Origin of the sequence: Bradyrhizobium sp. ma5, from assembly GCF_042258955.1 — a bacterium.
Taxonomy (GTDB): Bacteria; Pseudomonadota; Alphaproteobacteria; order Rhizobiales; family Xanthobacteraceae; genus Bradyrhizobium.
Genome location: NZ_CP170156.1, coordinates 4,202,711 through 4,222,558, shown reverse-complemented (window position 1 = coordinate 4,222,558; position 19,848 = coordinate 4,202,711). Strand labels below are relative to the sequence as shown.

Sequence of the window (19,848 nt, the reverse complement as noted above, 5' to 3'; positions counted from 1 at the left end):
TCACCGCTACGTTCTCCGTTCGACTCCATTTCGTTCACGAAGAACGAATCGGAATCGAAGAATCTGCGCGGGCCGATTCTTAACAACACGTTTGCATATCCTCGTCGCAGCGGCACTTTGTCGGGTGGATGAGCGCAAGCGTAATCCGCCACCTCTCCGCGACATCACTGCGGTGAGTTAAGCCCGTTCATCGCCCACGCTTTGCGCGGAGCCGTTTGCTGCCCCGCCCTGCGCGCCGCGCGAGCGGCCACTCTTCGAGATGAAGCCAAAGCGCTTCCGCGACCGGTCCGTGCGCATGCTGCCGATGGCGGATTGCCGCCAGGTGCTCCTCGCGGCCCGGAAAATTCGGTCCCGCGATGCTGATCAGTCGGCCATCCCTGAGCTCATCCTCGATCAGCCACGCCGGCAGGTGGCCCCACGCCAGACGATGCAGGATCAGCTCCTTCTTCATCATCTGATCCGGCACGGTACAGCGATGGGCGCCGTCGATCAGGAAGAAGCTTTCCGATGACGATCGCCGCGCCGTGTCACGGATCACGCACTGCGTGAAGGGACGCATCTGCTCCGGCGTGATCTTCTTCGTCCACGCGAATGGCAGAAACCCGGGAGCGACAACCGGCACCATCGCAGTGGTCGAAAGCTCGATCCGTTCGAAGCGCGGATCGGACGGGTCCGCGCGATGAAACACGAGGTCGGCGTTATCATCGACCAAGCGCTCGAACGGTCCCCCGACGGCCTCATATTCCAGATGCAGGCGCGTGTTGGGATATCTCGCAAAGAACCCCGAGAGCATTTGCAGGACGGGCGGCCGCGGACATAGATCACCGATGACGACGCGCAGGGCAACCTCTTCGCCGCTGACAAGCTGGTCCGCATAGGTCTGCAGCAGATCGAGTTCGCGCAACGTCAGGCGCGTGCGCTCGTGAAACGTCCGCCCTGCGTCCGTCAGCCCGACGCGGTATCCGCTGCGATCGAACAGCATGAGGCCGAGCTGCTGCTCGAGACGGGCGACCGCCGCGAACACCGACGGGTGCGAGCGGTTCAGGGCGGCGCCGGCAGCCTGGAAGCTGCCCTTGGTCGCCACCGCGTCGAAGCACCGCAGATCGTGGAGTTTGATCCGATCCATTATCCATATCTCCGACAGAGATTGGTCGATCTTAGTAATTTTATCTGCGGAGCGCGAGCCCTAGCCTGGCGCGACGCGAAGCCGTCGGCTTCGACCAGCACAAGGAATTGACGACATGAGCGGCGATCGACACTTCACGACGACGGACGGCTGCCGGATTGCGTACCGGATCGACGGTCCGGACGATCGGCCGGTGCTCGCACTGTCGAACTCGATCGCCACCAACCTGCATATGTGGGACCGCTCAGTGCCGGCGCTCAGCCGGTGCTTCCGCCTGCTCCGCTACGACACCCGCGGTCACGGCGGTTCGGACGCGCCGGTGGGCGCCTATTCGATGGACCGGCTCGGCCGCGACGTGGTCGGATTGCTCGACGCCCTTTCGATCGATCGTGCGCACTTCCTCGGCCTGTCGCTCGGCGGATTCATCGGGCAATGGCTCGGCATCTTCGCGCCTGAGCGCATCGATCGCCTGATTCTCTCGAACACCGCGTCCCATCTTGCGTCGGAGCTGCCGTTTGACGACCAGATCCGCGCCGTGCTGGCGGCCAGGGATATGGACGGAATCGCTAACGGCTTCATGCGCAACTGGTTTCCCGCGACGACGCTGGCTGCGCCGAACCAGATTGTCGACGAATTCCGCAGCATGGTGCTCACCACTGCGCCGCGCGGCCTCGCCGGCTGTTACGCCGCGCTGCGCGATGTTGATTTTCGCCGGGCAATCTCGCTGATCGCAGCGCCGACCTTGGTCATCGGCGGCGAGAGCGACACCGTCACGCGGGCCAGTCACAGCGAAGCGATCGCGGCGACCATCGCCAATGCAAAGCTCGTTCTGCTGCCCGGCGTTCACATTCTCAATGTCGAGCAGGCGGACCGATTCAACGATGAAGTTGCGAGCTTCCTGCAAGGCACACCCTAACTGTTCTCCATCCGACTCCATTTTGTTCGCAAAGAACGAATCGGAATCAAACAAATCGGCGCGGCGCAAATCTTAACAACAGGTTTGCGATCTCGATGTCGATCGACTTTGTAGGGGGATTGGCCGAAGGCGTGATCCGCCGCCCATCTAACGAAGATGGCGGGTTACGCTTCGCTAACCCGCCCTACGCGACCACCCTCATACGCAAGCCCAGGCCGCAGCGCGCGCATCTTCTCCGCCAGCCTGTGGCTTGAGGTCTCCGCCGCATGCGCGAGCCGGTTGACGAGCGCGACATAGTCAGCATCGCTCTTGTGCTGGTTGAGCTTCGACTGGCCCTCGATCTGGTCGACGACGAGGTCGATCACCCTGATCCCGAACAGCATCGCCTCGCGCTTGCCGGGCTCCATCTGGGTGAGGTCCCAGGGCTGCTTCGGAAGCCGCGCCTCGGAAGCCGCGAGCAGCGCGTCGCCGTGGCCGCGGTTCTCGCCGTGATCGCGCAGATGCGCGACGCCGGACAAATGCACCGCCTCGTAGAGCCAGGTGGAGACGTTATCGCGCGAGACGTACCAGTCGTTCGAGATGTAGGCGTCGTCGCCGGAGACGACCAGCAGGAAACGCCTGACGCCGTCGGCGAGCTCGACCAGCGGATTGTTCGCGGTGAGATGGATCTGCACGATCACGCGATCGTCGCGCCGCTCGATCACGAACGGTACATGGGATGCCCGCGGGCCGCGCGCATCGGCGGCGACGATGGCGCCGAAGCCGCGCGCCGCCGCAAAGGCAAGCGCGCGGTCGTCCTCGATACGAAATTGGGGACGGAGGATGTGCATGGCGGCGGCGCTCGCGGCTGGAGGGAGACGACCCAGCGAAGCTAGCGCAACTTTTGCCGGAGATCACCGCCATGCACCATCCGGCTCAGCAGATCATGGCATTGTCGCCGTGATCGCAGACGCCGCCGGGCTGGTCCCGGGGCAGCGTTTCGAACTCACCGAAGCGCGGCACCGCCATCCGCGGCGGCCCGCCGCTCCAGCGGCCGGCGGCCGCGGCATGTCCCTTCACCAACGCGGATGGGCCGGCCGGGACTTCGCGCGCCATGGCCGATGTCGTCAGCATGGCCAGCGCGAGCAAACCCGCCGCAACGTGTTTGATCGTGGTCATCGAGCGTCTCCTGCTGGATTCAACAGGATCGGACCGTGTCGCCGGCCTGCTGAAGCGTTTTCGCTAGAACCATGACGGGCGGCGCCACCCGATTATTCCGCGAGGACGCAGCGAATTTGCCTGTGCTGCGGCCCAGTTCGACAAATTCGATTGATCGGAGCGTGACCGCCGGGACCTGAGGTTCGCGGCCGCAACCGAGCCTGCCTGCGCGCAAGTCAAATCCGGTGCGAGAGCTGCGACAGAACAACCCGACGGGCAACTCATTCGACGTCGTCCTGGCGAAAGCCAGGACCCATTACCCCGAATGAGACTAGTTGCGCGATGCTGGGGCCGCGATCCCGTCCATTATCAAATGCGGTGGTTATGGGTCCTAGCTTTCGCCAGGACGACATTGGTGTGCAAGGCACCCGCCCCGTCATCCCCGCGCAAAGCCACGATGCACCGTTGAACTCGCACCAACTCGCAGGTTACGCTGCCACCAATCTCACGCCCTCGCGCTGGAAGGATCACCATGAACGGCAACCGATATTATGGCGTCCGCGTCGAGGGCGCGAAATACGGCGTGGGGTTCGGCTCGGCGCTGGCGATTGCGATCTCCTACACCAAGAACCATTCGATCCTTTGGGCGATCATCCACGGTATCCTGGGCTGGCTCTACGTGATCTACGCCGCGCTGTTCGGGTGATGCGGACAACATGACCGTCATCTCGATCCAGTCACAGGTCGCCTGGGGCCATGTCGGCAACAGTGCGGCCACCTTTCCGATCCAGCTGCACGGCATCGACGTCGTCGCCGTGCCGACCACGCTGCTCAGCAACCGACCGGGCTATCCAACGATCCGCGGACGGGTGCTCGATGTGCAGCTGGTCGCCGACCTCTTGCGCGGCGTCGAGGAGCGCGGAGCGGTTGCGGCCGCGCGGATGATCCTGTCGGGCTATCTCGGCTCGGCCGACATCGCCATGGATGTCGCCGACTTCGTCGCCCGCGCGAAGGCGGAGAACCCTGCCCTGCTCTATTGCTGCGATCCCGTACTCGGCGATCGCGACCGCGGCATGTTCGTGCGATCGGACATCCCGCCACTGGTGCGCGACCAGCTCTGTCCGCTGGCCGACATCATCACGCCCAATCATTTCGAGTTCGAATTCCTCTGCGGCGCTCGCGTGACCACGACCGATGCCGTCATCGTGCAGGCGCGCGCGCTGATGGCGCGGGGGCCTGCGACCATCGTCATCACCAGCGCCGAGCTTGCCGGCACGCCCCACAGTGAGATCGAGACGCTGGCGATCGAGCGCACGGGAGCCTGGCGCGTGCGCACCCCGCGCGTGCCGATCAGCCCGTCCGGCACCGGCGACCTGTTCGCCGCGCTGTTCGTCGCCGCCCGGGTGCGCGGCCTGGCGACGCCGGAGGCGCTCAGCCACGCCGCCTCCGGCATCCACGGCGTGCTGGTGCGCACGGCGGAGCGAGGAACCGAGGAAATGCGCATTGTCGAAAGCGCCGACGTGATGCTTGATCCGAAACCACGCTTCGCTGCGGTCGCCATCCCAGCATCCTGACATCCGGGACACCTTTCATGATCGACATCACCACCCTCCTAACCTACGCCGCCGTCGTGCTCGCCCTGTTCCTGATTCCGGGGCCGGCCGTGCTGCTTGTGCTCGCGCGTTCGGTCACCGGCGGGCCGCGCGTCGGCGTCGCGACCGGGTTCGGCATCGCGCTCGGCGACCTCGTCCACACCGCCATGGCGACGTTCGGCCTGTCGGCCGTGCTGATGACCTCGGCGCTCGCGTTCTCGATCGTCAAATATGCCGGCGTGATCTACCTGATCGTGCTCGGCGTCCGCGCCTTGTTCGAGAAGAATGCCGACCTGCATTTGCCGGCGGCGCAGCCGGTCGATCCCAGGCGCGCGTTCCGGCAGGCGATCTGGGCGGAAATGCTCAATCCGAAGACCGCGCTGTTCTTCCTCGCCTTCCTTCCCCAGTTCGTGCATCCCGGCCACGGCTCCGCCGTGGCGCAGTTCGCGACGCTGGGCCTGATCTTCGTCGCGATGAGCGCGGCCTACACCTCGCTGCTCGCGCTCGCCGCCGGCCAGATCAGCCCGTGGATCCGGCGGCATCGCCGCATCGGCCAGTGGCAGGGCCGCGTGGTCGGCACGATCTATATCGCGCTCGGCATCCGCCTCGCGTTTCAGGAGCGCTGATGTCTCCGCTCAAGCCGCAGGCCACATATGACGATTTCGCCCGCCTCGACATCAGGATCGGCAAGGTGGTCGAGGTGCAGCCGTTTCCGCGCGCCCGCAACCCCTCATACAAGGTCGGCGTCGATGTCGGTGCCGGTCGGACGATGTGGTCGAGCGCGCAGATCACGAATTACGAGCCAGCGGCGCTGGTCGGCTCGCAGGTCGTCTGCATCTGCAATCTCGGGCCGAAGAACATCGCGGGTTTCACCTCGGAACTGCTGATCCTGGGCGCCAAGGATGCCGGCGGCCAGGTGATCGTACTCGGCCCGCGCAGCGAGGTTGCGATCGGTGAACCGATCTTCTGACGACCCGGCTCGATCACGGCCGCGTGATTCAAATCGTCTGGATTCCCCGTAGTTTACCGATGGGGGATCACCCGGATTCTAACTGCCGGCGTGCGCTGCTATTCCAATGCGCGAGAATCGCTTCGGCATGGGAATCGGAAGATGTCTGCAGTTTTCTTTCACTGCTCCGACGACAAGCACGTCATCCTGGATCGCACCGGCGCCGCGATGGATTTTAGGGAGGTGCGGGTGTATGCGGAGCAGCTGGCGCGCAGCTTTGTCATGACACCGAGCGTGGAAGACTGGCGCAACTGGGCGGTCCACGTCACCGACGATATCGGCACCGAGATCTTCGAGCTGCCATTCACCGCCGTTCTCGGCGAATTGCACTGAGGGCGTGCCATGAATTCGATGGAACTCGCCCTGCATCCCTTGCGCCGCCACCTCGCCCGCCTCGTTGCACGCTGTGTCGCGTTGGTCGAGGGCGTCATCAACCCCTATCGCCCCGAGCTGTACTACATGCGCGGGCCGGGTCCGAAATTCCGCGCCAGGCGGCAGGCCACGCTGCGCGACTAGCGCATGTTCGGTTCTGATCGAATCAGAACCGAAGCTCGAGTTTGTTGTTTGACGCGTTTTCTTCACGCGAACCGCTGTCCGCTTCGCTCGAAAGCGCTCTGGTCCGAGCGCTTGAGCGACGAGAAAAGGCCGATGGGCGTTACGCCACCGGCCTTCTCCTGCGGCTGCCGGTTCCCGGAGTCCGGTTCCGCCGCAATTCCACCTGGTCCCAAGCTTGCGACGACAGTTTTAATCAAATCTTAACGGCATGGCGGTGAGCTGTCTCACGAGACTCCTTCGCCGTGCCACGCGGCATCGTCGTTCATCGTGCGTCGAGCGTTGCACATCGTTTTTGCGCCGATCGCCCGACGATTGTGCGCGATGCATCTTAGGGAACGCACGACTCAGTGTTACCCTGTGATGCAAACCGAAACGGAGACTTCGGAATGCCGTACTACACCTTCGATCTCGTGGTGGGGGACGAGTTCCGCGATCAAGGAACGATCATCCTCGAAGACATCAGCCTCGCCTCCGATCGCGCCGATCAGCTCGCCAACGAGCTGTCACAGGTCAAGCCGGAGCTGAAGGCGCGCGGCTGTGCCGTGCGCGTCACCGACGTCGACCGGCGCGAGCTGTATCGGACGCCGCTCGATCCCGTGCCACACTGGCGCAGGGCCGGCTAGCGCCGGCAGGCTTTGGACTCTGTTGACCGCGCCCGTCAGCGCGCGGTCTTGGTCTTGCTGCGCGCAGCGGCTGATGTTGCCGCCTCAGCAAGACCCGTCGACGTGCGGCCCGATCACTTCTTCATGTTCAACCGGCCGATGAAGTCACGCTTGCCGAGCGGCGCGCCCTTGTGGCGAAGGATGTCGTAGGCCGTGGTCGAGTGGAAGAAGAAGTTCGGCAGCGAGAACGACATCAGGAAGCCCTCGGCCGTGAACGGCATCGAGCGCTCGCCGAGCTTGAACATCACTTCGCGCCCGAGCAACGCGTTGACCGAATCCGGCGTCAGGGCCGACAATTCGCTTTGCGCATCCTTCACCAGCGCCTGCAGCGCGGCGTAATCCAGATCGGGCTTGCCGGACGGTGGCACAAACACGCCGGTCCTGGCCGCTTCCATCGCGCCGCGGGAATGATGCGCCAGCGAGACCACCTGAAACCGGAACGGCAACATGTCCGGGAACAACCGGGTCTCGACGATCTCGGCCGGATCGATGCCGTTCGCCTTGAAATGGGCGAGGCTCTTGTCGAGAAAGCCCGAGGCGGCGCCGAGGATCTGCAGATAGTTGGCAACGGTCGCGTCGTAGAGTGAAAAAGTCATGGCGAATTCCCCCGGATAGAAAATTTCTTTGCTGCTTGTCCTGAACACAGTTCCCGGAAACTCCGGCGAAGGCAAGCGGCATCGGGCGCGCAAATCGAATCGATCCGGCGCACAGCGCCAGAGCACTCCGCCAGGCGTCGCGCAATCCCGCGGTCAGCTCTGATGCGGTCCGCGCATCATCTTCATGGCGTCCTCGATATGGCGCCACTCGCGGGCCTCTTCGGTCTCGCCCTTGCTCTCGCAGGCGACGGCGTTCTGCGCCGCCTCGGCAATCGCCTGCAGGCCGTGCTTCTCCAGCATCTGCCGCGCGATGGTGTGGATCTGCATCTCGGCAATCATGGCGCTCTCCTCTGCTGTCCGATGCCGCAGGGACAGGCGTGACCGCGCGTCCCGCGGGCTGACTTCAAAACGGCCGAACGCCGTGTCTGGTTCCAGCATCCCGGCCGGCGCGACGGAATCAGCGGTTCCCACGCGCCACGGCGGCGGATACAGAGAGGCGGCTCCCGTTGCTTCCCGAGTTGCTGGACCCATGGCGCAGAACATCTATGACGATCCCGGCTTCTTCGCCGGCTACAGCCAGCTGCCGCGGCAGGTCCACGGACTGCTCGGCGCGCCCGAATGGCCCGCGATCCGCGCCATGCTGCCTGACATCGCGGGCAAGCGCGTGGTCGATCTCGGCTGCGGCTTCGGCTGGGTGTCGCGCTGGATGCGCGAGCAAGGCGCCTCCAGCGTACTCGGCGTCGACCTCTCGCAGAACATGGTCGCGCGCGCCACGGCGATGACGCAGGATCCGGCCATCGCCTACGATATCGCCGATCTCGAAACGCTGGAACTGCCGAAGGCCACGTTCGACCTCGCCTACAGCGCCCTCACCTTCCACTACATCAGGGACTTCGATCGGCTGGCGCGGATGTTGTATCGCACGCTGGTCCCGGAGGGGCATCTGGTCTTCACCATCGAGCATCCGATCTACATGGCCGCCACCCACCCCGACTGGGGACAGGACCAGGACGGCCGCAAGACCTGGCCGGTCAACCGCTACTTCATCGAAGGCGAACGGCGGACCGACTGGTATGTGAAGGGCGTGCTGAAATATCACCGCACCATCGGCACCACGCTCAATGCGTTGATCGGCGCCGGCTTCACGCTTCGCCATGTCGAGGAATTCTCCCCGACGCGGGAGCAGATCAAGGCTGTGCCCGAACTGGCCGACGAACTGGAGCGGCCGATGATGATGCTGGTGTCAGCGCAGCGCTAACATCACGCCGCGAGCAGCTTGTCGAATTCCTCGGGCGGGTATGATTTTCCGTCCTTGTCGGTGATCACCACCTGCCATCCCTCGCTCGCCCAGACCTTGGCCTTGGCGATGATGATGAAGGTGCTCTCCCGCTCGATCCTGACCGTTTCGTTCTCGCGTTCTGCGATCATCTTGTAGGCCAATGCTTGTCCCTCGCCGACACAGTCCATTCCGCGGTGTGTTGGCAGCGACGTTGGGCCGCAATTCGCCGGGAGCATGACAATTTGATGGAAGCACAGGCGCCGGATGCGGCAGAGCGCAACGTGCGGTCGCGGCTAGGTCGACTTGCTCATCAAGGTCGGCATATCCAGCATATGCTAGGTCTAGCGTCCACCGCAGCAGCACATGCGGCGCGCATGCCCCAAAGAAAAACCCCGCCTCGGTGGGACGCCAAGGCGGGGAAGGTTCATTGGGTTGAAATCCACGCGCCTGGAAAAGCAGAGCGCGGGAAGTAGCGGCGACAATTCTATTTGCAGCTGGCGTTCGGACAACAGGATTAAAGCGCGCGTAACGCCGGGACTTTTTCCCGATCCAGCCGGAAAAAAATCCCGAACCCGGCTTACGACGGGGCTCACTGCACCACGTCGAGCCGGACATTCGCGACGCCCTTGCCGATCATGCCGAGCGACTGCGCTGCAGAATACGAGACGTCGACGATGCGCCCGGGAACGTAAGGCCCGCGGTCATTGACACGCACCGTGACCGAACGGCCGGTCTTGACGTCGGTGACGCGCAGCTTGGTGCCGAACGGCAATGTCGGATGCGCGGCGGTCAGTTCGCGCGCGTTGAACTTCTCGCCGCTCGCGGTCTCCTGCTCGTCGCTGTAGAAGCTTGCGACACCCTGCGACGCAATCCTGGTGTCGCCGCCTTTGCGCGCGGCGTACGGCGTGTGCTTGCGCGCGGTTGCGACATGTGTGCGCGTCGCCGATGACGCGGCCCGCGTCGGCTCGGCCGATACCGGCCGGCTCGCGAGCGCCTGCGAGCGCTGGCTGACGACGGAGGACTGCGCACAGGCGGCAAGCGACGCGGCGCCGATCACGATGGCACAGAGCCGCAGCGGCGCTCGCGCACGAGTCAACGGAATTGCAGCACCGCGGGCGCTGCGTTTGACGTCGACGTACGAAATGACTGCATCGTCGCGTGACATGTTGCATCCCCAACTCGTGCCCCAGCCCAAGCCGAAAATCCAACACCCGCATGGCCGAATCCAATCCGGGCGGAACGGAGGCGGAGCGCGGTCGGACGTGCCGCGGGCAACGCGATTTCCCCTCGGCTGTGGTGGATGCGCCACACAACCAGGGTGATTCACCCGAAAATGCGATCCCGGAGCCTCTCCGCCCGCGTTGCCGGGTGCCCGCCCCCTCAGCTCCCTGTGTGGTTCCCGAAACTCCCCAACCTCTCCACCCTCTCGCCTTGCTTTGGTCAAACCGGACTGGAGTCGTGGGGTCAGGGCCAGGGGTCGATACAGAGCTCAAATTGCCGGCCGCCCATTTGCGGTTGACCTTGGACTGAAACGGGGACCGCCATGCAATCGACACTGAAAGACGCAGATCCGCACGATATTTTCGCGATCGAACCTAGCTTCACTGCAACCCGCACCGACAATGCCGCCATCACACCGGCACCTGCCGGCAAGGTAGCATCGGGGCAACGGGAGCCATGGTTCGGCCCGAGCCTCGCACCCTCTTCCACGCCACCGGTCGCGCCCGCCGCGCCAGTCGCCTCGGTGCCACCGGTGACGCCGATGCCCGTGACGGCGCCGCCGGCCGCGCCGGAATACAGCACCGCGAGCCATGACGGCAGGCTGGACGACATCAGGCTGGAGCGTGCGCCGCGCCCGACCAGCAAATGGGCGATCCGCGCCTTCTGGTTCCTGTTCGCGATCGCCGGCGCCATGGGCACCGCGGCGTGGCAACACTACGGGCATCGCGTCAAGCAGGTGGTGGCGGAATACGTGCCCCAAGTCGAGGCCCTGACGTCGCTGCTGCCGGGCAAGGCCACTCCCGCTGCCGACCAGGCGAGCCCGCCCGCGCAGGCGGCTGCGGCCGATCAGCCGGCTGAGGCCGCTCCGGCGGCTGCGCCACAGGACGTCGCTGCAGCCCAGCCGGCGGCGACCACAGCACCCGTTGCAGCGGCGGCGCCGGTTGTTCCGCCGGCACCAGCTGACCAAACACAGTTGTTGCAGTCGATGGCACGCGATCTCGCGTCGATGGGACAGCAGATCGAGCAGCTCAAGACCAGCATCGATCAGCTGAAGGCGAGCCAGGATCAGTTGACGCAACGGGTCGCGCGGACGACTGAGACCAGGGCGGTCGAACCGCGGCCGGTCGCGCCGCGCCCGCGTGCCGCGATCGCACCGCCGCCTGCGGCGCCACATACGGCTGTTGCTTCACCGCCGGTGCGCCGGTCCTACCCGCCGGCACAGGCCTACATCCCGCCGCCACCGGCTGCATCAGCAGCCCCGCTGCCGGCGCCCGTTGCGGCCGCACCGCAGACGGTAGCACCGCGGCCGGTTCAGCCGCAGCAGTCCTCTGTTGTCGATGCCGATGATAACGGCCCCGTGGTTCGGCCACCGATGCCGCTGCGCTGACAGCCAGCTAACGGGTCAAACAAAAGGCGCCGATCGCGATTACGCAATCGGCGCCCTTTGCAGTTCAAATACGAATTACGCGCTCTGTCCCGGCGGCAGCACGACCACGGTCGCGCCCGGCTTGACGTGCTGGTAGAGATCGATGACGTCGGCGTTGTTCATGCGGATACAACCCGACGAGATCGCCTGCCCGATATATTCGGGCTGGTTGGTGCCGTGGATGCGGTACAGCGTGTCCTTGTTGCCCTGGTAGAGGTAGATGCCCCGGGCACCGAGCGGATTGGCCGGTCCGCCGGCGACCCGCGCCGGATACGGACCGAGCCGCTCCTGGATGTCCTTGGTCGGAACCCAATCGGGCCACTCCGCCAGACGGCCGACCGTGGCCACGCCGGAGAACGCCATCGCCTCTTCGCCGACGGCAACGCCGTAGCGGATCGCCTTGCCGCCGGGCAGCACGTAATAGAGGTAGCGCGCGTCGGTATCGACCAGGATCGAGCCCGGCTGCTCCTTGCGCCTGTAATCGACAATGTGGCGCTGGAACTGATCCGGGATCTTGGCGTCCGCATAGGGCGGATGCGCCAGCAATTGCCGATCGCGCGGCGTCATCGCGGCATCCGTCACCGGCGACAGCGTCGCCTGCATGCAGCCGCCAAGTGCGAGCGAACCCACCAGCACCGCAGCAAGCCCCAACTTCGACACGATCATTCTCCCCTGCGTCAACTTGTGGCACTTGCTGCCGAAATCGTGCTGAAATCGTGGCAGCCCCGGCTGGAACACGGCCGTTTGATCGGTTCCTTCCGCAACTGTGTCCTTACGGTTGCAGTCGGTTCCCGCGGACGCTAGCCTTGCCGCAAAATGTCTAAAACATCGGGAGGAATTCGATGCGTTACGCTCTGCTGATCGGCGGCCTGATTGTCGCGGTAACACCGGCCCACGCCGATCCGCGCGCGGCCTATGTCACCATGGTGCTGCAGGCCTTTGCCGCCAAGGTCGAGTGCCCCGGCACCGATCTCGTCTATCAGGACCTCGTGCAGCGCGCGCAGGACATGCACCTGCCCGACGGCACCACCGAACAGGTGCGCAAGGCGATCGCCTTCATGCATACCGGCGGCAAGATGGGCGAGAAGCAGGCCGACGACCTGATGACCGAAGTCGCGATCGCAACCCAGAGCACCGACCTCGACCAGCGCCGCGCCGGCAGCATGACGACCTGGTGCCAGGACCAGAAGACGCGGCTCGCGGGCTACATCAGGACCAAGTAGTAGAAAGCGTTTTCGAGCGAAGCGGGCACCGGTTCGCGTGAAGAAAACGCGTCAAACAAGAATCCTCAATCAAGCTCCGGCGGCGCGAACCAGTTGGTCAGCGACAGGCCGCCGTCGACCACGATCGATGCGCCGGTGACGTAGCCGGAGAGCTTGTGCGAGAGCACGGCGAGCGCCATCGGCGCGAGATCGTCAGCCTGACCAAGCCGCCCGAGCGGAATGTGCTTGGCCAAGGCGGGATCCGCGACGAAGCCGCCGGCCGCGATCGCGCCTGGCACCAGCGCATTGACGCGGATGCCGTAGCGGCCCCAGCTCTTGGCAAGCTCCTTCACCAGCATCGCCATGCCGGCCTTCGCCGTCGAGTAATGCGGCAGGTTGCGCGGCGTGCCCGCGTGCAGCGAGGTGAGCAGCAGGAACGAGCCAGGTTTCTTCGCCGCGATCAGCTTGCGCGCCAGCTCGCGCGACAGATGAAAACCGGCATCGAGATTGACCGCGTGCATCTGCCGCCAGGTCTCTTCATCGACCGCCATCGCGTGATCGGCCTCGCGGCGCGGCGGCGATGCGCTGTGGACGAAATGCGTCACCTGCCCGACCGCTGCTTGCGCATGCGCCAGCAGCGCGTCGCACGCCGCACGTTGCGCGAGATCGCCGACCCAGGGCACGGCAAGCTCGGGATGCGGGGCAGCCTTGATGGCGGCCAGCACCCTGTCCTCATGCAGGTCGGCGAACACCGTGCGCACGCCTTCACCGACCAGGGCCTGCGCGACCGCGCGGCCGATGCCGTTGCCGGCGCCGGTCACCAAAGCGGCCTCGCGCGCGGGATCGAAGGGCGATGTGAAGAGGCTCATGATGCCGATCTCCGAGGACGTGCAGGCCTGCACTCAGTATGGCGGCGCCTTGCGCGCCCGCTGTGCCTTGGCGGCTTCGATCCACCAGGTGAAGTCGTCGGCAAAGCGTGGAAAGGCGCGTTCGAGCGACTTGCCGCCCTCGCCGATCGGCTTGCCTTCGGCGGACAGGGTCTGCGCGATCGGCCCCGCGCTGATCGTGCTCGACACCACCACCATGCCCATCTCCGACAGCGTGCCGTGCCAGGCGGTCGCGGCGCGCGCACCGGCGAACCGCCCCGCCGAATAGCTTGCGATCGCCGCCGGACGCCAGAACCATTCCTCGAGGAAATGATCGGTCAGGTTCTTCAGCCCGGGCTGGATGCCCCAATTGTATTCGCCGGTGACGAACAGGAAGCCGTCGGCGTCGCGGATCTTGCCGGCGAGCGTTTCGAGCACGGCCGGTGCCTGGCCCTTCGGGTGTTCCTTGTACATCCGGTCGAGCATCGGCAGGCCGACCTCCTTGGCGTCGATCAACTCGACATCGTTGCCGCGCGCACGCAGGCCGTCGACGACGAAATGCGCCAGGCGGATGCCCATGCGATCCGAACGATAGGAGCCGTAGAGGACGAGAATGCGGTGGGTCATGATGGCGCGATCCTACCACGTCGCTGCGACAGCCGTCCCGCGGCCGGCGCGCAGATATTAACGGGCATTCCGGAGCGTTTTCCCGGCATTAAGCAATTCGTCGCAGGTCGCCCGCCGCGGCCAAAAATTGCCAGATTTGTTTTCTGGATATGTTTTTCGCTTCGAGAAGGAGAACCCGACATGCAGATCGCAAAGCTGGTTTTCGCAGGCTCGCTCGCGGCCGTCGCTGCCGTTGCCACGCCAGCGCTGGCGAAGAGTGCCGAGCGGCAGAAGGCCGACGAAAAAGCCGCCACCACAACCAATTCGGCCGGCTGCCAGGCCTACCAGCAGGCCGCCGACGGCACCTGGAACCAGCTTCCCTGCGGCGAAGCGGGCACGGGCGGCGCGACCCAGCACCGCGCCGCGACCAAGGGCGCTGACGACGACGGGCACTGACCGTCACACCGTGCCGCCACGCGCGGCCGAACGACCCGGCGCGTTCGACTTTCGGACAACGCGGACTGGGCGGGACCGCCGCGGATCCCTGATCATAAACCCAAGCTTAATGCGCACCCGGTAGGGTTGAGGTCTCTCCCTCTCTCGTCAAGAAATGGCGCGCATCCCATGAAAATCGGTACTCTCCTGACGGCCGCGATCGTCTCCTTGTCCGCGGTCGGCGGTGGCCTTGCGGCCTATGTCGCGGTGACCAAGTACCAGACCATGGACAAGGTCTCGACCGCGCAGAGCCGGCTCGAGATCGTCCGCGCCGTCGGCGACATCCCGCGCTACATGAACCCCGAGCGCGGCTACGCCACCAACCTGCTGCTCGCAGGCGGCACGATCGACCCGAAGCAGATCGCCGCGCTCGACCGCCAGCGTCAGCTGACCGACGGTGCGCTGGCCAAGGTCAACCAGGTGCGCACCACCCTGCCGGGATCGCTCGACGATGGCGAGGCCGTCGCACGCGAGATCGACGCGCTGAAGGTGAAATTTGCCGGGCTGCGCGACGCCATCGCGGCTGCCATCTCAGGTCCAGCCGATGCCCGCCGCGCGGCCGCCGGCAAGATCGTCGCCGACAATTCCGTATTCAACGCCGGTGTCACCACGCTGCTCGACGAGCAGGTGCGCCGGCTCGCCGGCCTCGACGGCAATGCCTATCGCCAGGCCAGCTACGCCAACGTCGCCTGGATGCTGCGCGACACCGGCGGTCTCAATGCCAGCCTGCACAAGGCGCTGGTCGGCGCCAAGCGCGTCGCGACCGATCAGGAGAAATTGGAACTCTACCGCTCGACCGGCCGCACCGAGCAGATCCTCTCGACGCTGCAGGAGTTGCGCAACAATCCGGCGACGCCCGCGAACGTCATGACGGCGCTCGGCAAGATGCAGGCCGACTATGTCGAGCGCTTCGGCAAGGCGCTGAAGCTTGCCAAGGAAGGCGCCGTGTCCGGCAAGTATGAGCTGGATCTCGACACCTACTATCCGGAATCGCAGATCGGCCTCGCCGCCATCATCACCGTGCGCGAGGCATTCTACGAGAACGCCGAGCAGGTGCTTGCGAGCGCCTATTCGTCGGCGCGCTTCAGCTTCGTGATCGCACTGACCGGGCTGCTCGCGGTCATTGCCGTCAGCGCCGGCCTCATCGTCGTGGTCCGCCGCCGCATCCTCAACCCGATTGCAGCCCTCACCCGCCGGATGTCCCGCCTCGCCGCGGGCGATGTCGCCGAGGCTATCCCGGGCGCCGCGCGCAACGACGAGATCGGCGCGATGGCCGCCGCCGTGCAGGTGTTCAAGGACAACAGGATCGAAGCCGATCGCCTCGCGTCCGAGAAGGAAGCCGAGAACGACGTCAAGATGCGCCGCGCCCGCGCGCTCGACGATCTGACCCGCGCCTTCGAAGCCAAGGTCACCGAACTGGTCGGCGGATTGTCCGCGGCGTCATCGGTGATGGAGGACACCGCGCAATCGATGTCCGCCACCGCCTCCGCCACCAATCGCCAGGCCGCGGTCGTTGCCGCCGCATCCGATCAGACCTCGACCAACGTGCAGACGGTCGCGAGCGCGACCGAGGAACTGACCTCCTCGATCTCGGAGATCGCCCGCCAGGTCGCGACCTCGACCGAGATCGCCGCCCGTGCCGTCGACCATGCCCGCCGCACCGGCGACACCGCGCGCTCGCTGGCCGAGGGCGCCCAGAAGATCGGCGACGTCGTGACGCTGATCCAGAGCATCGCGGCGCAGACCAACCTGCTCGCGCTCAACGCCACCATCGAGGCGGCCCGCGCCGGCGAGGCCGGCCGCGGCTTTGCCGTGGTCGCCTCTGAAGTGAAGTCGCTGGCCGGCCAGACCGCGAAGGCGACCACGGAGATTTCCGAGCAGATCACCGCGATCCAGACCGCAAGCGACGAGACCGTGACCGCGATCCGGAGCGTCGTCGACGTCATCACCGAGATCGACCAGATCGGCACCGCGATTGCCGCCGCGATCGAGGAACAGGGCTCGGCGACCAAGGAGATCTCGCGCAGCGTTCAGGAAGCCGCGCGCGGCACCCAGGAGGTCAACTCCAACATCTCCGGCGTGCAGCGCGCCGCCGACGACACCGGCGCCGCGGCAACCCAGGTGCTGGGCGCCGCCGAGCAGCTCTCGACGCAGTCCAAGGACCTCGCCGGTCAGGTCAACCGCTTCCTCTCGGACGTGCGGGCGGCGTAAGAGCGCGCCCGACCAAGAGACGGAGCGGCAGCGCAGACCAGCCGGCTGCTTTGACACATGGTGACAGCGCCCGGCGGCGATGCATCGCTATGACGTCGCCGCGCGTGATGACGAATGCGCAAGCTGCTTCACCGCCTCGACCGCGGCCCGCTTGGCGGCCGCACGCGAGGCATGATCGACGTCAGGTCCCGCGAGGGTCTTTTCGACCACGACCGTCGTGATGTCGGTAATGCCGATATACCGCAGCCACATCTCCAGATAGGGCCTTTGGAAGTCGTAGCTGCCGGCGGGCGTGATTGCCGTCGGCGCATAGTCGAGCCCCCGCGCCAGCACCAGCAGAGCCTTCCTCCCGTGCAGCAGGCCGCCGAACGCCCGTCCGTCAAACGAGAACAGGAGATCCTTCTGCGACACGACATCGATGAGCTGCTTCAACTTGTAAGGTATCGAGAAATTCCACAGCGGCACCGCGAGCAGAATCACGTCGGCTGCGAGAAAGCGTGCAGCGATCGCGGATATCTGCGCCCACGCTTCGGCCTGCTCAGGCGTTAGCGCCGTTCCTGCCAGTCCGGCGTATTTCGCCATCATGACCGGACCGTCGAACTCGGGGAGCTCCGTCGACCACAGGTCGAGGACATCGACGCTGAGATCGGGCTCGACGTCGCTCCATGCTGCGAGCGCGGCGTGCGCCACCTCGTTCGACGCGCTGCGGTTCTTTCGCGGGGATGCTTCGACGTAGAGGATGCGGGTCATCTGGAATCTCCGGGGCTGGTAGCGGCCCAACAGAGCAGCTTCCGTTCAGTGAGAGAAATGATATATAGTCGTCTAATTAATCTCATATCGAGATATATCGATGTTCGACACAACGCTCCTCCGGACGTTTCAGGCGGTCGCGCAGGAGGCAAATTTCACCAAGGCAGCGCGCCGGCTGAATCTCACGCAGTCCGCGGTCAGCGCGCATATTCGCCGCCTGGAGGTTCAGGCAGACCGACCATTGTTCGCACGCAACACGCGGTCGGTCGCGTTGACCGCCGAGGGCGAAGCCTTACTCGGCTATGCGCGGGCCATCCTTCGCCTCAACGAGGATGCGCGCCTGAGGTTGTCAGGCAAGAACCGCGGCGTTCATTTGCGCATCGGCGCATCCGACGACTTCATGAGCAACTGGCTGCCGCGCACGCTCGCGCAATTCCAGCATGGTCACCCTGGTCTGACGCTGGAGGTGCGGGTCGCGAACACGGCCCTGCTCCTGGCCGGGCTCGACCGGGGCGAACTCGATGTCGTGGTTTGCGGCCGATGCCAGGGCGACCAGAGCGGCCAGCTGCTGTGGCGTGAGCCGCTGGTGTGGGCCTATGCGAAGGGCGCGACGCCGGATACCACGGCGCCGCTCTCGCTCGCGCTGTTTCCCGAGCCCTGCCCATATCGCGACGCCGCGCTGGCCGCGCTCGCTGCGGCCAGCCGTGAAGCCCGCATCACTGTGGTGAGCCCGAGCATTGGCGGTCTGCGTGCCGCCGCTGCGGCCGAGCTTGCGGTGTGCCCGCTCTATCGCAGCCTGCTCACACCGCAATTGCGGGCGCTCGGCCGCGAAGCCGGCTTGCCCAGACTTCCCGAGGTCGAGTTCACGGTGTTCACCCGCAGTCGCGGCGGCCCGCGCGAGATCGGCGACATCGCCCAGGATATCATCAAGGCCGCTGCGAGCCGACGATAGCCCTCACGCGCTGATCAGCCGCCGCGCAGGCCGAGCACGCGGCGGGCGATCGCCTGGCGATGGACCTCGCTCGGGCCTTCGTACACCCGCATCAGGCGGGCCTTCTGCCAGAGCGCGTTGAGCGGCAATTCCAGCGTCACGCCGAGAGCGCCGAGCGTCTGCATGGCGTGGTCGCAGGCGTCATAGGCCATTTCGGTCGCGAACACCTTGATCATCGAGGCCTCGTGGCGGATGTCCTCGCCGCGATCGGTCTTGTCGGCAGCCTCGCGCACCATCAGCCGGCATGCATGCATGCGCGTCGAGATGTCGGCGATCCACCACTGGATCGCCTGGCGCTCGGCGAGCTTGACGCCGAAGGTCTCGCGCTGCTTGGCGTGCTCGCACATCATGTCGAGCGCGCGCTTGGTGATGCCGACGCAGGTCGACCCCATCTCGAGCCGCCGCGTGCGCAGCCGCAGCTGCATCGCCGCGTAGCCCTTGCCGACCTCGCCCAGCACCGAGTCCTTCGGGATACGGCAGTCCTCGAACACGATCTCATAGGTCGAGCCGCCGCCGACCATCGGGATCTCGCGCTCGATGATGAAGCCCGCCGTGCCCTTCTCGACGATGAAGGAGGTGATGCCGCCCTGGCGCTGGTCGTTGCCGACGCGCGCCATCACGATGATGAAATCGGCGGCGCGCGCATTGCTGATCCAGATCTTGCGGCCGTTCAGCACCCATTGCTCGCCGTCGAGCACCGCGCGCGTCTTCATCCCCGCGGGATCGCCGCCGGCGCCGGGCTCGGAGATCGCGATCGCCGACGTCATCCGGCCCTCGATGTAGGGCTGCAGATATTTCTTCTTCTGCGCGTCCGTGCCGACCGCCTGCAGCATGCGCAGGTTCGGCGAATCCGGCGGCAGCACGAACGGCACGCAGCTGCGGCCGAGCTCTTCGTGCACTGCAGCCATCGTGCGCGTCGGCAAATCGTGGCCGCCGAGATCCTCGGGTGCATCAAGGCCCCAGAGGCCGAGCTCCTTGGAGACGTCGCGCAGCCGCTTGCGCTGCTCTGCGGTGAGCTCGGGATGATCGCTGCCGGGCAGTTTGGATTTGAGATATTGCGGCTCCAGCGGGATGAGTTCGCGATCGACGAATCTCGCGACAGTCTCGCGGATCATGGCTGTCTGTTCATCATCGCTCATCTGGGATTCCTCGCCTGTGCTGTTTCGCTTCACAAAACCAGTAGCGCATTTTTTGTCGGCACAAATAGC

At 65.5% G+C, this 19,848-nt stretch carries 26 protein-coding genes; 14 read left to right on the top strand and 12 right to left on the bottom strand.

The window, feature by feature from the left end:
• Window positions 1-187: 187 nt before the first annotated feature.
• Entirely contained in the window at window positions 188-1,126 is a 939-nt protein-coding gene (locus tag ACE103_RS19390; RefSeq protein WP_375780730.1) for a LysR family transcriptional regulator, read from the bottom strand.
• Window positions 1,127-1,241: 115 nt separating this feature from the next.
• Between ACE103_RS19390 and ACE103_RS19385 the strand changes: the two genes are divergently transcribed.
• Window positions 1,242-2,042 carry an alpha/beta fold hydrolase gene (locus ACE103_RS19385; RefSeq protein WP_375780729.1) on the top strand — a complete coding sequence of 267 codons (801 nt, stop codon included), beginning with the start codon at window positions 1,242-1,244 and terminating at the stop codon, window positions 2,040-2,042.
• A gap of 164 nt (window positions 2,043-2,206) precedes the next feature.
• Here ACE103_RS19385 and ACE103_RS19380 read toward each other — a convergent pair whose 3' ends face one another.
• Both ACE103_RS19380 and ACE103_RS19375 read right to left on the bottom strand, forming a co-directional pair.
• The gene (locus tag ACE103_RS19380) at window positions 2,207-2,872 is read right to left on the bottom strand and encodes an FMN-binding negative transcriptional regulator (protein WP_375780728.1); all 666 of its coding nucleotides are present in this window, start codon (window positions 2,870-2,872) and stop codon (window positions 2,207-2,209) included.
• 85 nt (window positions 2,873-2,957) lie between these two features.
• Window positions 2,958-3,200 (bottom strand): hypothetical protein, encoded by a 243-nt coding sequence (locus ACE103_RS19375; RefSeq protein WP_375780727.1) that lies wholly within the window; start codon window positions 3,198-3,200, stop codon window positions 2,958-2,960.
• Window positions 3,201-3,711: 511 nt separating this feature from the next.
• Here ACE103_RS19375 and ACE103_RS19370 point away from each other — a divergent pair.
• From ACE103_RS19370 to ACE103_RS19340, 7 genes are all read left to right on the top strand, one after another.
• Window positions 3,712-3,885, top strand: coding sequence for a hypothetical protein (locus ACE103_RS19370; protein WP_016840760.1), 174 nt, complete (start codon window positions 3,712-3,714; stop codon window positions 3,883-3,885).
• A 10-nt stretch (window positions 3,886-3,895) separates the two neighbouring features.
• Window positions 3,896-4,753: a pyridoxal kinase PdxY gene (gene pdxY / locus ACE103_RS19365; RefSeq protein WP_375780726.1), complete on the top strand. Its 858-nt coding sequence runs from the start codon at window positions 3,896-3,898 to the stop codon at window positions 4,751-4,753.
• A gap of 17 nt (window positions 4,754-4,770) precedes the next feature.
• Window positions 4,771-5,397 carry a LysE family translocator gene (locus tag ACE103_RS19360; protein ID WP_375780725.1) on the top strand — a complete coding sequence of 209 codons (627 nt, stop codon included), beginning with the start codon at window positions 4,771-4,773 and terminating at the stop codon, window positions 5,395-5,397.
• On the top strand, window positions 5,397-5,741 hold the full coding sequence (locus ACE103_RS19355) for a tRNA-binding protein (RefSeq protein WP_212317598.1): 345 nt from the start codon (window positions 5,397-5,399) through the stop codon (window positions 5,739-5,741). Before ACE103_RS19360 ends, ACE103_RS19355 begins: the two co-directional genes overlap by 1 nt.
• Window positions 5,742-5,882: 141 nt before the next feature.
• Window positions 5,883-6,113 carry a DUF6894 family protein gene (locus tag ACE103_RS19350; RefSeq protein ID WP_375780724.1) on the top strand — a complete coding sequence of 77 codons (231 nt, stop codon included), beginning with the start codon at window positions 5,883-5,885 and terminating at the stop codon, window positions 6,111-6,113.
• A gap of 9 nt (window positions 6,114-6,122) precedes the next feature.
• Window positions 6,123-6,296, top strand: a complete 174-nt coding sequence (locus tag ACE103_RS19345) for a hypothetical protein (protein ID WP_375780723.1) — start codon at window positions 6,123-6,125, stop codon at window positions 6,294-6,296.
• 425 nt (window positions 6,297-6,721) lie between these two features.
• The gene (locus ACE103_RS19340) at window positions 6,722-6,958 is read left to right on the top strand and encodes a DUF6894 family protein (protein ID WP_375780722.1); all 237 of its coding nucleotides are present in this window, start codon (window positions 6,722-6,724) and stop codon (window positions 6,956-6,958) included.
• A gap of 113 nt (window positions 6,959-7,071) precedes the next feature.
• Here ACE103_RS19340 and ACE103_RS19335 read toward each other — a convergent pair whose 3' ends face one another.
• Together ACE103_RS19335 and ACE103_RS19330 are read right to left on the bottom strand one after the other, a co-directional pair.
• The gene (locus ACE103_RS19335) at window positions 7,072-7,593 is read right to left on the bottom strand and encodes a DUF1993 family protein (protein WP_375780721.1); all 522 of its coding nucleotides are present in this window, start codon (window positions 7,591-7,593) and stop codon (window positions 7,072-7,074) included.
• A gap of 153 nt (window positions 7,594-7,746) precedes the next feature.
• Window positions 7,747-7,932: a hypothetical protein gene (locus ACE103_RS19330; RefSeq protein ID WP_223967941.1), complete on the bottom strand. Its 186-nt coding sequence runs from the start codon at window positions 7,930-7,932 to the stop codon at window positions 7,747-7,749.
• Window positions 7,933-8,122: 190 nt separating this feature from the next.
• Between ACE103_RS19330 and ACE103_RS19325 the strand changes: the two genes are divergently transcribed.
• Window positions 8,123-8,851, top strand: coding sequence for a class I SAM-dependent methyltransferase (locus ACE103_RS19325; RefSeq protein ID WP_375780720.1), 729 nt, complete (start codon window positions 8,123-8,125; stop codon window positions 8,849-8,851).
• Between the two features lie 2 nt (window positions 8,852-8,853).
• Here the strand turns inward: ACE103_RS19325 and ACE103_RS19320 are convergent, their stop codons facing one another.
• Together ACE103_RS19320 and ACE103_RS19315 are read right to left on the bottom strand one after the other, a co-directional pair.
• Window positions 8,854-9,033: a hypothetical protein gene (locus tag ACE103_RS19320; protein WP_092113623.1), complete on the bottom strand. Its 180-nt coding sequence runs from the start codon at window positions 9,031-9,033 to the stop codon at window positions 8,854-8,856.
• 428 nt (window positions 9,034-9,461) lie between these two features.
• Complete coding sequence (locus ACE103_RS19315; protein ID WP_375780719.1) at window positions 9,462-10,037, bottom strand: septal ring lytic transglycosylase RlpA family protein; 576 nt, start codon at window positions 10,035-10,037, stop codon at window positions 9,462-9,464.
• A gap of 378 nt (window positions 10,038-10,415) precedes the next feature.
• Here ACE103_RS19315 and ACE103_RS19310 point away from each other — a divergent pair, with 378 nt between their 5' ends.
• Window positions 10,416-11,480: a hypothetical protein gene (locus ACE103_RS19310; protein ID WP_375780718.1), complete on the top strand. Its 1,065-nt coding sequence runs from the start codon at window positions 10,416-10,418 to the stop codon at window positions 11,478-11,480.
• A gap of 75 nt (window positions 11,481-11,555) precedes the next feature.
• Here the strand turns inward: ACE103_RS19310 and ACE103_RS19305 are convergent, their stop codons facing one another.
• Entirely contained in the window at window positions 11,556-12,185 is a 630-nt protein-coding gene (locus ACE103_RS19305; RefSeq protein ID WP_223967945.1) for a L,D-transpeptidase, read from the bottom strand.
• Between the two features lie 176 nt (window positions 12,186-12,361).
• Here ACE103_RS19305 and ACE103_RS19300 point away from each other — a divergent pair, with 176 nt between their 5' ends.
• Entirely contained in the window at window positions 12,362-12,742 is a 381-nt protein-coding gene (locus ACE103_RS19300) for a hypothetical protein (protein WP_375780717.1), read from the top strand.
• 65 nt (window positions 12,743-12,807) lie between these two features.
• On the opposite strand, the gene ACE103_RS19295 is transcribed toward ACE103_RS19300, so the two are convergent.
• A complete protein-coding gene (locus ACE103_RS19295; RefSeq protein WP_375780716.1) occupies window positions 12,808-13,590 on the bottom strand; it encodes an SDR family NAD(P)-dependent oxidoreductase in 783 nt (260 codons plus the stop codon).
• 33 nt (window positions 13,591-13,623) lie between these two features.
• Window positions 13,624-14,214: an NADPH-dependent FMN reductase gene (locus ACE103_RS19290; protein ID WP_229167849.1), complete on the bottom strand. Its 591-nt coding sequence runs from the start codon at window positions 14,212-14,214 to the stop codon at window positions 13,624-13,626.
• On the opposite strand from ACE103_RS19290, the gene ACE103_RS19285 reads away from it, so the two are divergent.
• Together ACE103_RS19285 and ACE103_RS19280 are read left to right on the top strand one after the other, a co-directional pair.
• Complete coding sequence (locus ACE103_RS19285; RefSeq protein WP_375780715.1) at window positions 14,206-14,649, top strand: hypothetical protein; 444 nt, start codon at window positions 14,206-14,208, stop codon at window positions 14,647-14,649. The two genes, ACE103_RS19290 and ACE103_RS19285, sit on opposite strands and share 9 nt — an antisense overlap.
• Window positions 14,650-14,817: 168 nt before the next feature.
• On the top strand, window positions 14,818-16,899 hold the full coding sequence (locus ACE103_RS19280; RefSeq protein ID WP_375780714.1) for a methyl-accepting chemotaxis protein: 2,082 nt from the start codon (window positions 14,818-14,820) through the stop codon (window positions 16,897-16,899).
• A gap of 87 nt (window positions 16,900-16,986) precedes the next feature.
• Here ACE103_RS19280 and ACE103_RS19275 read toward each other — a convergent pair whose 3' ends face one another.
• Window positions 16,987-17,649: an FMN-dependent NADH-azoreductase gene (locus tag ACE103_RS19275; protein WP_375780713.1), complete on the bottom strand. Its 663-nt coding sequence runs from the start codon at window positions 17,647-17,649 to the stop codon at window positions 16,987-16,989.
• Between the two features lie 100 nt (window positions 17,650-17,749).
• On the opposite strand from ACE103_RS19275, the gene ACE103_RS19270 reads away from it, so the two are divergent.
• Entirely contained in the window at window positions 17,750-18,601 is an 852-nt protein-coding gene (locus tag ACE103_RS19270; protein ID WP_375780712.1) for a LysR substrate-binding domain-containing protein, read from the top strand.
• Window positions 18,602-18,615: 14 nt separating this feature from the next.
• On the opposite strand, the gene ACE103_RS19265 is transcribed toward ACE103_RS19270, so the two are convergent.
• Window positions 18,616-19,779 (bottom strand): acyl-CoA dehydrogenase family protein, encoded by a 1,164-nt coding sequence (locus tag ACE103_RS19265; protein WP_375780711.1) that lies wholly within the window; start codon window positions 19,777-19,779, stop codon window positions 18,616-18,618.
• Window positions 19,780-19,848: the final 69 nt, after the last annotated feature.